Annotated in this window: 10 protein-coding genes and 4 pseudogenes; 6 read left to right on the top strand and 8 right to left on the bottom strand. The window is 64.7% G+C overall.

The window, feature by feature from the left end; all coding sequences use genetic code 11:
- The first annotated feature begins 20 nt into the window (after positions 1-20).
- Both SRB17_RS43295 and SRB17_RS43290 read left to right on the top strand, forming a co-directional pair.
- The gene (locus SRB17_RS43295; protein ID WP_153547440.1) at positions 21-728 is read left to right on the top strand and encodes an SDR family oxidoreductase; all 708 of its coding nucleotides are present in this window, start codon (positions 21-23) and stop codon (positions 726-728) included.
- Positions 729-772: 44 nt separating this feature from the next.
- Positions 773-1,535: pseudogene (locus tag SRB17_RS43290) on the top strand (transposase).
- A 338-nt stretch (positions 1,536-1,873) separates the two neighbouring features.
- Here the strand turns inward: SRB17_RS43290 and SRB17_RS43285 are convergent.
- Positions 1,874-2,131, bottom strand: a pseudogene (locus SRB17_RS43285) (NAD(P)/FAD-dependent oxidoreductase); the annotation flags it as partial.
- 46 nt (positions 2,132-2,177) lie between these two features.
- Here SRB17_RS43285 and SRB17_RS43280 point away from each other — a divergent pair.
- From SRB17_RS43280 to SRB17_RS47255, 3 genes and pseudogenes are all read left to right on the top strand, one after another.
- Positions 2,178-3,149 (top strand): NADPH:quinone reductase, encoded by a 972-nt coding sequence (locus SRB17_RS43280; RefSeq protein WP_153547438.1) that lies wholly within the window; start codon positions 2,178-2,180, stop codon positions 3,147-3,149.
- A gap of 682 nt (positions 3,150-3,831) precedes the next feature.
- Positions 3,832-4,695, top strand: coding sequence for an NmrA family NAD(P)-binding protein (locus SRB17_RS43275; RefSeq protein WP_323377562.1), 864 nt, complete (start codon positions 3,832-3,834; stop codon positions 4,693-4,695).
- Positions 4,696-4,776: 81 nt separating this feature from the next.
- Positions 4,777-4,923: pseudogene (locus SRB17_RS47255) on the top strand (DNA-3-methyladenine glycosylase); the annotation flags it as partial.
- A 1-nt stretch (position 4,924) separates the two neighbouring features.
- Here the strand turns inward: SRB17_RS47255 and SRB17_RS43265 are convergent.
- Both SRB17_RS43265 and SRB17_RS43260 read right to left on the bottom strand, forming a co-directional pair.
- Positions 4,925-5,410: pseudogene (locus SRB17_RS43265) on the bottom strand (transposase family protein); the annotation flags it as partial.
- Positions 5,411-5,653: 243 nt separating this feature from the next.
- Positions 5,654-6,568 carry a transposase family protein gene (locus SRB17_RS43260; protein ID WP_194294349.1) on the bottom strand — a complete coding sequence of 305 codons (915 nt, stop codon included), beginning with the start codon at positions 6,566-6,568 and terminating at the stop codon, positions 5,654-5,656.
- A gap of 148 nt (positions 6,569-6,716) precedes the next feature.
- Between SRB17_RS43260 and SRB17_RS43255 the strand changes: the two genes are divergently transcribed.
- The gene (locus SRB17_RS43255; protein WP_153547436.1) at positions 6,717-7,472 is read left to right on the top strand and encodes a DUF2625 domain-containing protein; all 756 of its coding nucleotides are present in this window, start codon (positions 6,717-6,719) and stop codon (positions 7,470-7,472) included.
- Here SRB17_RS43255 and SRB17_RS43250 read toward each other — a convergent pair.
- The 5 genes from SRB17_RS43250 to SRB17_RS43230 all read right to left on the bottom strand — a co-directional run bounded on the left by SRB17_RS43250 (position 7,451) and on the right by SRB17_RS43230 (position 12,768).
- A protein-coding gene (locus SRB17_RS43250; protein WP_194294348.1) for an IS5 family transposase occupies positions 7,451-8,247 on the bottom strand; the annotation gives its coding sequence in 2 pieces (ribosomal slippage) (positions 7,451-7,917 and positions 7,917-8,247; 798 coding nt in all). The genes SRB17_RS43255 and SRB17_RS43250 overlap by 22 nt on opposite strands.
- Positions 8,248-9,268: 1,021 nt before the next feature.
- Entirely contained in the window at positions 9,269-10,285 is a 1,017-nt protein-coding gene (locus SRB17_RS43245; RefSeq protein ID WP_153547434.1) for a methyltransferase, read from the bottom strand.
- Between the two features lie 461 nt (positions 10,286-10,746).
- Positions 10,747-11,004 carry an alcohol dehydrogenase catalytic domain-containing protein gene (locus SRB17_RS43240; RefSeq protein ID WP_323377561.1) on the bottom strand — a complete coding sequence of 86 codons (258 nt, stop codon included), beginning with the start codon at positions 11,002-11,004 and terminating at the stop codon, positions 10,747-10,749.
- A gap of 65 nt (positions 11,005-11,069) precedes the next feature.
- The gene (locus SRB17_RS43235; protein WP_323377560.1) at positions 11,070-11,780 is read right to left on the bottom strand and encodes an SDR family NAD(P)-dependent oxidoreductase; all 711 of its coding nucleotides are present in this window, start codon (positions 11,778-11,780) and stop codon (positions 11,070-11,072) included.
- 280 nt (positions 11,781-12,060) lie between these two features.
- A complete protein-coding gene (locus SRB17_RS43230) occupies positions 12,061-12,768 on the bottom strand; it encodes an isochorismatase family cysteine hydrolase (RefSeq protein WP_153547427.1) in 708 nt (235 codons plus the stop codon).
- Between the last annotated feature and the right edge of the window lie 641 nt (positions 12,769-13,409).

Here is a 13,409-nt window from a genome sequence, read left to right as displayed (position 1 = left end):
CCCGTTGAGAGAGGTCAGTCATGGGAATCTCTGGATCCGTCGTCTTGGTCACCGGCGCTAACCGCGGCATCGGCGCGGAGTTCGTCCGCCAGCTGCTGGAGCGCGGCGCCGCAAAGGTCTACGCCGCGGCCCGCGACCCGCACGCCGTCAAGCCGGCCGACCGTGTCGAGCCCATCCAGTTGGACGTCACCAACCACGCTGAGGTCGAGGCCGCCGCACGGCAGGCCTCTGACGTGCAGATCGTCATCAACAACGCGGGCATCGCCGTCCCGCAGCCGATCATCGGCGGCGACATCTCAGTGATCCGCAACGAGTTCGAGACGAACTTCTTCGGCACCCTCGATGTCGCCTCGGCGTTCGCGCCGGCGCTGAAGGCGAACGGCGGCGGGACGATCCTCAACGCGCTGTCGGCCGTGGCCTGGCTCTCCTTCCCCGGCTTCGCCTCCTACAGTGCGTCGAAGGCCGCCGCGTGGAGCCTCACCGACGGCCTCCGGCACGAACTGAAAGAGCAGGGCACGCACGTTGTCGGCCTGCTCATGGGCCCGGTCGACACCACCATGGGCGCGCAGTTCCCGCTGCCCGACAAGGCGACCCCCGCCCACATCGTCACCGCCGCGCTCGATGGCATCGAGTCAGGCACTGATGAGGTCCTCGGAGACGACCTCACCAAGACGATCCAAGGCACACTGACCAGCGGCGCGGCCCGCTACGCCACCCTGTTCGGCTAGAGGTTGTCCCGTAACCCGTGGATCGGTTGGTGCGTTGGCTGGGCATGGGTGGGGTGATCTCAGCAGATGATCCGAAGTGGATCGAACCGTTCTCGGGCCTGACCGAGGTGCAGTTCGCCAGGCTGGTGGCATTGGTCCGGCGTCGGGGTGATGATGTCCAGCGCGGCCGACCATGGCGCGCTCGAGGACCGCGTGTTGCTGGTGGCCACCTACTGGCGCACGAACCTCACTTTACGGCAGGTGGCGCCCTTGTTCGGGGTCTCGAAGTCCGCGGCCGACCGCATCCTGGACCATCTGGCACCCTTGCTGGCCATCTCGCCGGCCCGTCGGCCGCGCAAGGACACCGTCTACATCGTCGACGGCACCCTCGTGCCCACCCGCGACCGCAGTATCGCCGCGTCCAGCAAGAACTACCGGTACTCGACGAACCTTCAAGTCGTCATCGACGCCAATAGCCGCCTGGTGGTGGCCATCGGCCTGCCGCTGCCCGGCAGTCGCAACGACTGCCGGGCTTTCACGGAGTCCGGTGTCGAGCGGGCCTGTCGCGGAGCCCCGACCATTGCCGACGGCGGCTACCAGGGCACCGGCTTGCTCATCCCGCACCGCAAACGACGCGGTCAGACGCAACTCAGCCCACAGCAGGAGGCAGAGAACGCTGTCCACCGCCGCGCCAGAGCCCGAGTGGAACACGCCCTGTCCCGACCGAAGAACTGGAAGGTCCTGCGGGACTACCGACTCAAAGGCAACGGCGTTCACCAGGCCATGCTCGGCATCGCCCGACTCCACAACATGGCTCTCACCCAATAACTCAGACCCCATACGGGACAACCTCTAGACCACCCGTTCAACGCCGCCCGGTACCCGGCAGCTGCCGGATCTGGCAAGCACGCGAGTAGCCCCGGGGCCGGCGACAGAGCCGACCGACCCCGGCGCTGCCCGGTGCCTCGCGAAACCGCTGTGTCCTTCACGGCCGGCAGCCTGCGACGCGAGGTGCTCGCAGATGGCTCCCCGAGAGGCTTCGTCCGAATCTGACGTTGCGTCGCATGGCACGAATACCTATCCCGAGGTCACGCGCCGGGACGTGAGTTTCCACCTGGTTGAGGCATCGGGCCACATACTCCCCGAGGTCACCGAGAGGCCGAGCGGGCGGCGGTCAGCCAGATCGCGAGGACCCGGATCTTCCGCTCCCAGGTCGGTACGGCAAGAACGTGGTAGCCGCGGTGCGTCAGCCAGGTCGGCAGGCCTTTGACGACCAGGCCGCGGAACTGGAAGATGCCGGGGCCGATTCCCAGGGTGGCAACCACTCCGAGACTGTGGTGAACGTAGTTCTTCGCCGTGCGTCCGCGTAGGGTCGCGACAAGGTTCCTGGCCAGGCGCTTTCCCTGCCGCACGGCATGCTGCGCGGTCCGGGTACTGACTTTCGCAAAAAAAGGCATTATCATTTCTTCTATGAAGGCCGCCTACTACGAAACCCATGGCACGGCTCGTGAAGTCCTCAGGGTCGGCGAGCGCCCTCGCCCTGAGCCAGGTCCCGGGCAGGTTAGGGTGCGAATCCGGCGCTCAGCCCTTAACTCTCTCGATGTGAAGCTGCGGTCGGGCTACGTTCCGCAATCGATCGATGGCTACCAAATTCCTCACTTGGATGGGAGCGGAGAGATCGACGCCGTTGGATACGGCGTCGAGCCAGGACGCGTTGGTCAGCAGGTTTGGGTGTGGTTCGGTGCCGTCAAGCTGCCTTGGGGCACAGCAGCGGAGTGGACGGTCGTCGACCAGCGTAATGCGGTGCCACTACCCGAGGGTATCTCCCACGACTTTGCTGCATGTCTCGGGATTCCGGCGATCACAGCACATCACTGCCTTTTCAAGGACGGCCCGATCAGCGGGCGCACCGTGCTGGTGGCCGGAGGGGCCGGGGCCGTCGGCCACTATGCCGTCGAGATGGCGAAGTGGGCAGGTGCCACTGTTGTGAGTACGGTCAGTGATTCAGATAAAGCTGAACTTGCGCGTAAAGCAGGAGCCGACACTGTCGTCAATTATCGTAACTCTGGAGCGATTCAGCAGATCAAGGCAGCGGTCGAGCACGTAGATCGGATCATCGAGGTAGATCTTGCAGCGAACCTGGATCTCGACCTCGCGGTGGTCGGACCGAGCACAACGGTGATTACTTATGCTGCCGCAAACACGAACCCGCTGGAGTTGCACGTTCGTTCCTGCATGACAGCAAATGTCACTCTTTCCTTTGTCCAGCTCCTCACTGTTGGGGCCCCTACTTTGGACGTCGCGGCAAAGGGGGTTTCTGACGCGTTGTGTGATGGTGCTCTGAGTCCCCTACCTACTACGAACTTCGCACTCGACGAGGTCGTCGCAGCTCACGAAGCTGTCGAGTCCGGTCTGCTCGGGAGAGTAGTTATTGAAGTGTGAGCATCGCGGAACCTGCGGCGCGAACCTCAAGATACTCCGTAAACCTGACGCAGATGGATCGGCGTAGGCGCCTCTCATTCGACGAACACCAGTTGGAGACGTGCGCCGGCGCCAGCAGCTAACACCACGACCACCGACACATCAAACTCTAGGCTGTGCAGCACCCGATCACCGCCTTGATCCAGCCTGGAAAAGTTGGCCCAGGGGTGCGTGTAACAAAGCTACTGACTCACTGCCGCCCAGACTTGGCAGATGCCGCGCTGCCCAGTTCGAGCGGGATTCGGGTCCTGCCATAGCGCCGTAATTTTTAGGTACTACACAAACTATTCGCACGATTGGTTACGGCGATCATACGTACCAGTCCAGGTGGCACCGCTCAAATTCAATTGCAGGGTCGGGGCGCAGGAACGCGACCTAGCCTTCAGACTCCTGTGGCTCGAATCGACACGATGGAGTAGTGTTGTATTACGAAGCTCACTACAGGCTTGCTGCGGCAGATTGACGGACATTGCGCTCAGATATCGACCAATCTCTTGAATGCAAGTTTTCAGAAATCTCTAGAGCGGAAACTACTGAGCCGCAGGCATGAATAAGGTTGCCTTTTGACCTTTCGGGAAAATAACTAATCGGGCTGCCGTCGAACATTGCTCATTGAGTAGACGTGCATTAGAAGAGGAATATCGTGTCTCGCAAAATACTGGTCACCGCCGCTGCAGGTCGGACTGGCAGTCAAGCAACTATGAGGCTCCTTGAGCAGGGGCGCTCTGTCCGCGCGCTGGTTCGCAGGTTGGACGAGCGTGCTGACAAGCTATCTGTTAGGGGCGCTGAAATAGCAGTCGGTGACCTCACAGACCTTTCCGCAATGTCGAAAGCTACCCGTGATGTTGGGGCTGTCTATTTCAATTACCCAATCCTTCCCAATCTGCTTGAGGCTGCGACCGTAATGCTTCAGGTAGCTACTGAGAATAAAATTGAAGCAATTGTAAATATGTCACAGATATCCGCGCGGCGAGATGCTGGCAGCCATGCCTCTCGCAAAGATTGGCTCTGTGAGCGCACGCTCGATCACTTTGCGGGAAGCGTTGTTCACCTGCGCCCAACAATGTTCGCAGAGTGGCTCACGCGGTTTTGGGATCGCGAACGAAGTGAGCTGCGTCTGGCATTCTCTGGTGCACGCCACGCCCCCATCGCCGCCGAAGATTTGGGTCGAGTTATTTCAGCGATTCTCATCGACCCGAATGCGCACGCCGGGAAGACCTACGAGCTATTCGGTAAAATGGAGATGGATCACTATGAGATTGCGGCCGCCATGACTCGCGTCTTGGGTAGACGAGTTACTTACGTACCCATAGAAGTCGACCAGTTCCGCACTGAACAGATAGAGAAAGGGTTCAACCCGTACTTGGTCCAGCACCTCACTAATGTCGCCATCGATTATCAAAATGGAATATTTTCCGGCACTAACGAAGTCGTACGCACACTGACAAGCGCGGACCCGCTTGGCGTGGAGGACTTTATTGCACGCAATAGAGAATTCTATGAGTGATGGAGCTGGCCAGTTGAGGCGGTAGTTCACGGCTGGCCAGGTTGATCGTACTGGGACAGCAGGTATAGACCGCTGCCCGCGCACACACACCGCCTTGTCGCCGCGCACGGCGAAGCAGTGGACGATCCAGAAGGAGGTCTTACACAACTATTTCCCACACCCTCCGCACTCACCGCTCTCGACCCTGGTTCCCTCGCGTTGCCCCGGGAACGCCGCATCACTTTCACCAGATGCCGTGTTCGCGAGCTGCGCGGACATCGTGGACGGCGCCGGGCAGGGCCGGCGAGGCCCACAGCAGCCGGCCGAAGGGATCCGTGAGGACCTGCAGGTTCATCCCGTGCTTCTTGTGTTTCCCGGAGTGGAAGGGCCGGTCCGCGGCGATGCGGTCGATCGGCAGGAGTGTGCCGTCGAGGATCACGAACGCCTTCGTCGACGCGACCCGAATCGCGTCGGCCAGGGTGGGCGTGAGGTCGGCCAGGAGTTCGATAGCCTCGGTTGCATATAGGTAGGCGGTGGTGGTTCCGATGTCGAATCCGGCTGCGAGCTGGGCATACGTGTGTCCCATCCGCAGCTGGGCGAGTGCGAGCAGGGCCTGGCGGCCGGGGTTCAGACGCCTCCAACGGGAGCCGATCGCGCGACGGTGCTGCCGCAGACGGGCGGACAGGAAGCGCAGGGCAGAGCAGGACACGTCGACGCCCGACGGGTAGATAAGCAGGCGAAGCCTCTGGTGGAGACGGTTCTCTTGGTCGAAAACCCATCTACCAGGGGCTTCGCCGCGTTGTCAGCCCAACCAGCCCGTTGCTGCTGCCAGTTGGAAAGGGCTCACTGGCTTCGGTGCAGCACCCCAGGGATGCCTTCCTCTCGTCGGGCAAACCTCACGGCCACCACGAATCCGCCGACTTACGAGTTGGTGCGTGATAGCGGGTGAAGCGTGTTCGCCCTGCTCACGGGCCGTTTTTCAGGTCATGACTGTGCGGTCGGAGACGAGGCCGGCGATTGCTCGGTAGGTCTCGGGCAGGCGATCGCGACGATGGGTCCAGCGCATGAGTTGTTTCCAGCGTTTGTGATCGGCGAGGGCGTGCTCGACGGTGATGCGGTCGGACGAGTGCCCGTGACGGTCACGTTCCCACTGCTGGACTCTCCCGGGCAGTGCCCCGGGCCGTGGCTTCCTCGGTGGTGTCATGGCCTGGCCGGGGTGATCACGTCTCAGGCCAAGGTAGCCGTCGTCCAGGAGCACTTCCACGTCGGGGAAGTGCTGGAAGCAGTCGGCGATGCCTTCGCTGCGGGCGGCCGTGGCGTCATGCATGCGGCCAGGTCGCAGGGCATCGGTCCATAACGTGCGGCCACGCCAGTCGGCGATGACCGTGGCCTTCATGGTGTTCTGTTTCTTCTTGCCGGAGACGAACGCGCGCCGTCCGCCGCGGCCGGCGAGAGGCCGGCGGACCTGGATCTCGGTGGCGTCGAGGCGGAGCTCGATTCCCTCGGCCTGGGCATAGGCAAACACGTCCGCCAACGTCCGCAACCGAAGGCCAGGCCTGTTGGGGACCGCGCATCCCCGCTCGGCCAGGAGCGTGCGTATTTCTTGGACTGCCCTGGTGATGGTGGAGCGGTCGACGCCGAACAGCAGCCCGAGGAAGGCGTGTGGGAGGTCATGCCGCAGGTGGATGAGCGTGGCCACGAGCCGGTCGACGAAGACGAGCTGGTGGCGGGCGCCGGCACCCGCGGCCCGCTTTCTCGCCCCGCCTCGTACTTCATGACGGCGGCCTTCGACGGCGGCCTGCCACGGTTGGGCCAACTCCTGGGCCAGGCAGCTTAGATGACGCCGGGAGATCCCTGTGAACAGCTGATGCGACAGGACCGCCCGGTTGACCATGATCGTCACAGATGGATCATGCCATCCACCAGCACGGACGCTTCACCCGCTATCACGCACCAACTCGTTAGAGATCGTCTCGTTTGGTGGATTGAAGTGCGGGTGCCCCGGCGGACTGCGTCTTCAGCGCTGGTGCGACGATGCGGGGATGCGCGAGGTCGATGAGCTGATCAACGTCGATGATCCAGCCTGGCCGCTCCTTCTCCAGGAGCTATCCGGCACTGACGTACCAGTTGAGGTGTTGCCCGGCGATGCCGAGACAGGCCGTGCCTCGCTGTTGCAGCTCCAGGTCTCGGCCCGGTCGAATCTGGGCGGGATCGTCTTGAATAGCGGCGGTCTGCTGGTGGACAGCGGCTGGTTGCGGATCTTCGGAAGCGCAGGTGACGCCGACACCGAGAGGCTGCCGGGCCTGGCGGAGATCAACGTGATGCCCTCGGCGTTCGATCCGACCTGGCGGCCAGGGGCGGGACTCGTGGTTGCGCACGATGTGCTGGGCGGGGTGTTCGCGCTCAACGGGGTCGACCCGCGTGCGGCCGGTCGACCCGGCGAGCCGGGCGAGATCATCTACTTCGCCCCCGATTCCCTTGGCTGGGAGGCGCTGGGCGCCGGGCACTCGGCCTGGCTGTCCTGGATTCTTTCCGGAGGGCTCCATGAGTTCTATGGGAGCCTGCGGTGGGACGGCTGGCGCAGCGAGGTGTCCGTGCTGACCGGCCGGCAGGGATTGTCGTTCTTCCCGCCGTTGTGGTCGGCCGAGGCTCGCCAGGACCTGCTGGCGACCAGTCGCCGTACGGTGCCTATGGCGGAACTCCTGGGGCTGAGCCGCGACTCGTGCCTGCAGTTCGACGGCGCCGACCCGGGGTTCCTCGGAGTCGTAGAACCGGCTCACGCAGCCAGACGCCGGTAGCAGATGAGCGCGGCGGCGATGCCGGCGAAGGCGAGGAAGTGTTCTGCCTTGCGCTCGTAGCGGCGGTGCAGACGGCGGCACCCGGCAAGCCAGGCCACCGTGCGTTCCACGGTCCATCGGTGACGGCCCAGTCGCTGGGAGGACTCGATGCCCTTGCGGGCGATGCGCGGGGTGATGTTCCGGGAGCGTAGCCATCGGCGCAGGTGGTCGTAGTCGTACCCCTTGTCACCATGGAGCTTGGTGGGCCGTCGTCGGCGCGGCCCGCGGCGGGAGCGGATGGGCGGGATGCCGCGCACGAGGGGTTCGAGCCCCTGGCTGTCGTGGGTGTTCGCGGCGGAGATCCCGATGGAGAGGGGCAGACCGGTCCGCTCGGTGATCAAGTGAATCTTTGATCCCTTCTTGCCGCGATCTACGGGATTCGGACCCGTCAGGTCCCCCCTTTCGTCGCGCGCATGTTCACGGAGTCGATGGCGCACCGAGACCAGTCCAACTCGCCACGCGCGCCGAGTTCGTCCAGGACCAGGCGGTGCAGCTTGCCCCATACCCGGGCCCGGCTCCACTCGGTGAACCGCCGGTGCGCGGTCGGCCCGGACGGGCCGAAGACCGGCGGCAGTTGCCGCCAGGTACACCCCGTCGTGGCCACGAACAGGATCGCCGCCAGCACTTCGCGATGACCGTAGCGGCGTCGGCCGCCACCCTGCGGACGCACCGGCGCAGCCGGGACCACCCGCTGGAACAGCTCCCACAACCCGTCCGGCACCAGACGCCCCACCATCGCCATCACGGCCGCCAGCCTAGTGATCAAGCCAGTTGAGACGATCTCTTAGCAGGACCGGGCGGGAGTGCGGCTGCAGCTGCTGCGGCCGCACGTGGACGGCCGCCCTCGGCCGATGTGAACCGGCGGCGCCGATCCTGACGTGAGCTGGTGGCCGTCAGGTTGATCGCATGTGCTGACGATCATTCGCAGGCGGGGAAGGGGTCGCGGACGGTCCAGCGGGCAGGCAAGCAGGGCGGGCGCAGGCGAGGACGCCGCGTGGGCGATGAGCGCGGCGTGCAAGACGGGCACGTCCAGGCTTGTCGTCGGGTCGAGGTGGATGGTCTACTGCTGGTCCGGCGGGAGCGACGAAATCCTGCTCTTTCTGCGGATTTGTACCGCAAAGAAGCGGTGGACGGACGAGAAAAACGCCCTCCAGTCCCTGAGCGTCGGACCTCTGAAATTCGGCATCACGTCGGGGCTTCCACCTGTCTTGCGAACGCTCTGGACGAGCGGCCTGGGCGAATCTGGAAGTGGGCTCCGGCACGACGCCTTCGGATGCGGCACCGGTGCCGGAAACGGTCAAGAAGCAGAGGGATCGCGGTTCGGCGCCGCTGATCCCCCCTGGTGGTAGGAGATGTGCTCGTGGCGAAAGTCAGCACGAGGGACAGGAGGGCCAGGTCTCGCTGCTGTTGTGCCAGGGGACCGTCGAAATGCGGCGCAGTGTGAACATCCTGAATTGCCGCTCGCTGACCGCCTACGGGACCGAGTCGGCCGACCTGTTCGCTGGGGTCGCCGCGGTGCACCGAACAGATGCGCGGCGCAGGCATGGGCTCATCGAGCCTCCGCTGCAGGGGACAGCCCCTGCAGTGCGCCGCCCAGTCGGTGCAATGAAACTCCGTAACGAGCACGGCCCCGCCGCGCAGCCACCCGTGCCCGTGCTATACCCGCCTCGACGGGTGAAGGCGCCTGCACGGGACGGGATGGTTGGCTTGCGCGGCCGAGCCGGCGACGTTCGCTACGTCGGGGACTGACCGTACCGTCAGGCCAGCGTGGCCTCGATCGCCGATGCGATTCCAGACCCGGGAACGATGCGGTCAATAACGAAACCTGCCTCGGCCAGAAGGCGCCGCCACTGCTTCTCGGTGCGCTCCCGACCACCGAGCATGGCCAGCATGGTCACGTCGAGCATCTTCGTGTAGTGGGGCCCGTCACCCTCGGGCAAGACCGTCTCCACCAGGACGAGCCGCGCACCGGCTGCAGCCGCCTTGGCGACGCTGCGCAGGATGGTCAGGGCAGAAGCGTCGTCCCAGTCGTGCAGGACGACGGACATCACGTAGATGTCGGCGGTCGGCACAGTGTCGATGAAGAAGTCGCCCGCGACTACGGTCGCCCGATCGGCCACACCAGCCTCGGCCAAGACATCGGCAGCCTTGCTGACCACGCCGGGAAGGTCGAAGACTGTGCCCTGCAGTTCAGGGAACCTCGTCAGCAACTCGGCGAGAAGGGTGCCGTCCGCACCGCCGATGTCAGCGATCGTCCGCCCGTGCGGAAGCTGGTAGACGTCCAGGAGGTTGCCCCGCAGGGCGCGGCCGCCGCCGGCCATGGCGGAGTTCTGCAGCGCGGTCAGGCGCGGAGATTCGCCGACCCAGTCGAAGAACGGCTTGCCGAGGACCTTCTTGGCGCCGGGCTCGCCCGTACGGGCCGCATGGAGCAGACCGCTGAACGGTCCGTAGTGCGTTTCCATCCAGTATCGGGCCAGTCCTCGCACGGAATCGGCCGGGCCGTCGGCCAGCGTGCGGCCGAGGTCGGTGACTTCCACGCCACCTTCCACGGATCGGAAGACCCCCAGCGGGGTCAGGAACCGGATGATGCGCCCGAGCGCGTCGCTGTCGGCATGTATGTCGGCCGCCAGGCTTTCGATGCTGCGAGGGCCGTCGAGCAGCGCCGTCGCCACTCCCAACTCGGCGACGACGTAGAGGGCCTGCGAGACCTCGAAGCCGGTCAGGAGATGCTGCATCTGCAGGGCGGCGGGAAGAGGCTGTACCTCGTCGGTCACGATGGTGCTCCAAAAGGCGGTGTTGATCAGAATGGGGAATGAGCAGTTCTGCGAACTTGCGTGCAGCGTTCCGAGCTGCGCGGCGTGTGCCCGGAGATTGTGGGGGCAGGACAGCCCCTCATATCTCGGGCGCCCCCTGCGCGGAACACGCGGGGCGCCCGAGGTGCCTCATCGTCCGACTTCTCGGCCGTTTTCGGCCCGGGCGCGGAGATCCGTCCGGCCTCGCGGATACTGACGTGCATCGGCTTGAAGATGACCTTGCCGCGGTACACCCCCGGGAGGGTCAGCGCCTCCGGGAACTACTCCAGGGCGAATTCCCCGATGACCGGGAATGAGAGTGCCCCGAAGACGATCAGTTCGGCGAGATCCTGTTGCCGGTGGCATCCGCGATGCGCTGCGGGAGGCCGGGTCCGTCGACCAGGACGACGTCGCCGCCCAGCGCTGTGAGCTCGTCGACGAGTTCAGGGGGACGGACGACGCTCGCCCACCTTCAGGTGCTTGGCGTCGCTGCCGACGGCCGAGACGCGGCCGACGCCTTGCGCACCGAGCAGATGCGGCAGAGGAGGCAGGGCTCCGTAGATCCCGGCGATGATGTGAAGGTCGGTCGGTTCGACCGATGAGGCGTCGATGTCGATGACGACTTCGTTACGCCCCGGCGCGCCGACGTTGGGGACGTCGACGAACTCCACGACCTCGGCGGTGAGCTTCGGACCCTTCACCGCGATACACCGCTGCTTTCGTGATTCATGTGTTCGTGTGGATGCGGACAAGGGTGTTTCGGTGGTCAGTGGCCGGCGGTGCGGCCGCCGTCGATGTAGGAGATCTCGCCGGTGACGAAGTCCGCGTCTTCGAGGTAGTTGACTGCGCGGACGACGTCGACGATCTCGCCGACGCGGTTGAGTGGTGCGAAGGACCTCTTGTCCTCGAGGGTTTCCGGTTCGTGCAAGGGGGTGCGCACGATGCCCAGCGAGACGGCGTTCACCCGGATGTTGTCCTTGGCGAGTTCCATCGCCAGTCCGCGGGTGGCGGAGACGACGGCGCCCTTGGACAGGGAAGCTATGACGGCGGGCACGTTCTGCAGTGCGTGCTCGACCAGGCTGGTGCTGACCTGGAGGATGTGGCCGCCGCCCTGTCTGCGCATGGCGGGCACTGCTGCTTGGGTGGCGAAGAAGACGCTGTCGACGTTGGTTGCCATCACTCGCCGGTACTGCTCTTCCGGGATGTCGGCGATCGGGCCCGGGCGCCAGATCCCGGCGTTGTTGATCAGGGTGTCGACGCGGCCGAACTCTGTCAGCGCGACCTCGATGACCCGGCGGGCTACCTCGGGGTCGCCGACGTCGCCGGCCACCGTGATGTAGTCCGGGTGGGCGGAGGCGGCGATGGACCGTCCGTTGCCGACGGCGCGCCAGCCCCGTTCCCGGTACGCCTTCACGAACGCCTCGCCCAGCCCCTGAGAAGCTCCGGTGACCACGACTACTTTGCGCTCATCACTCACTGCAATGCCTTCCTCGCAATGCCCAGCCAGTCGGCGGCTGCGGACGTTCTATCTCTTCAGATGCTCTCGGCAGTAGCACCCGAGCCGGTGAAACCGGTGTACTCGAATGGGGTCCGCGCGCCGGTCGAAGTCGATCCCGGCCGGGTAGTGAGCGATGACGCCGAGCGGAGCGCCCCCCTGCCGCGGGGGCTGCGCCCGTCAGTTGCGGAGTCTGCCGTCCGCTTCAGCGTCACTCTCGCGCCGGCGATCTCGCGCGGACGCCCGACTCTGGCGCGTGGGACTACTGGCTCAGCGCGTTCATCCGCTTGACGGCGTCTTCGGTCGTCCACAGGCCGTGCGCCAGGTACCGCCAGTTGACCATGGCCGCCTCGTAGCCGTCACCCTCGTCGTTGACGCCGCCGGCAGTTGCGTCACGCACCATGGCTACCTGGAAACCCATCTCGATGACGTCGCGCATGTGGGCCTCGAGGCACATGTTCCCCGCCGGCCCTGCCATGATCACGGTCTCGATGCGCCGCATCCGCAGCTGCAGCTCGACGTCGTTGTGTCGGGTGGAGAAGAGCCTGTGCGGCGAGGTGTTCGCCGTCTTGCCGTCCTTGAGATAAGGCTTGTACCGCTCCGGGAAGTCCGCACTGGAGCCAGCGAACCCATCCAGCTCGATCGAGTCCTGCCGGAACACGAAGTGATTCGGCGAGTTCAGGAGGTAGTCCCCGATCTCACCGGCGGGAGCGACCCACTGGCCATCGGGCGTATAGAAGAAGTGCGGCGAGTGGATGACGTAGATGTCATTCTCTTTCGCCGCCTTCAGCAGGTCCTCGATGTGGTCCGGCACATTGCGCTTCTCCAGCGTTTCCGCGATGAGTTCGTAGTAGGTCGTCCCCTCCGCGCGGAAAAACTCGTTCTGGAGGTCAGTGACAAGGAGGGCTGTCTTCCCCTTGACCAGCTCCATCTCGGGCTTGCTATGGGTGAACGGCTTGGTTTTCGACATCAGTGCCAACTCTCATTCGTGCCGTAACGGGGGGTCTGTGGCGAAGCTGCGAGGATGGAGGGTCATCGGGTGGGCCCTGTTCTGTGCATAACCACCCAGGAGTGAACGATTGACCGGGTCGCACAGTCAAAGCGTTGGCCCGTTGGCGAAAGCATCGATGGCTATCGCTGTTGATCACTCCTTCTAAGGGAAAGCATTGCGCTTGCTCATGTGTCCGACCAGGGCCGCGCGGGCCACTAATCGTCGCTTTCGTGCCACCAGTCGCCTCACCGGCGCCGCCGCAGGGATGCGCCTTCGACCGCGATCGGCGGTTGGTGGGCCGTCCGTGCCAACTCCAGGAGGGCCGGACGTCAAGGGACGTGACACCGCGCGATGGGCTGTGAAATCCGCGGCACACTGCACACCGCCGCGTGGGCCAGAGCGAGGGTGAGGGCCCCGCGTCCGCCGGCTGGTCGTAACTCCGTCGGAAGGCGCCTGCGACCTTTTGCACGGTCAGCCAGGAAGTGGCAGTTAGCCTCGATCGTTCATGAGTCCTCGTCGGTTCGCTGATGGGGACTCCGCGTTTGTGTGGTGCGGTCTTTTCGGGGTTGGGGCAGGGCGAGGGTCCGGCTCTCGCGTCGGATGGGCGCCGGGTTCCACTT

This window comes from Streptomyces sp. RB17 (genome assembly GCF_009604455.1).
Classification (GTDB): domain Bacteria; phylum Actinomycetota; class Actinomycetes; order Streptomycetales; family Streptomycetaceae; genus Streptomyces.
The sequence above is the reverse complement of the archived record's forward strand: the minus strand, read 5'-3'. Positions and strand labels throughout refer to the sequence as shown.